Origin of the sequence: Leucobacter musarum subsp. musarum, from assembly GCF_001273845.1 — a bacterium.
Classification (GTDB): Bacteria; Actinomycetota; Actinomycetes; order Actinomycetales; family Microbacteriaceae; genus Leucobacter; species Leucobacter musarum.
Map to the genome: position 1 here is coordinate 1 of NZ_JHBW01000035.1, position 250 is coordinate 250.

The 250-nt window shown below is 56.4% G+C and carries 1 pseudogene; it reads right to left on the reverse strand.

From position 1 onward, the window contains the following. Positions 1-250: pseudogene (locus CH42_RS00115) on the reverse strand (polyphosphate kinase 2 family protein); the annotation flags it as partial.

A 250-nucleotide genomic window follows, 5' to 3' on the forward strand; every position in this document is an offset into this window, starting at 1 on the left:
ACTTCTCTTTTTCCTTCACCACTTCCCCGGTCTCATCATCGGAGTCTGTGCGTTCAATCGCCGTCTGGAACGCCTCCATGTAGGAGGGCCAGTGCAGGCGCTCATCGACATCGCCCGGGTTGTACTTCCAGTACTTCTCGGGGTCGTCGAGACGAGAAATCAATCGTGCTGCCTGTTCCTCGGGTGCGATGTGCAACATGATCTTGACCACGCGCACGCCATCAGCGGAAATGCGCGCCTCGAAATCATT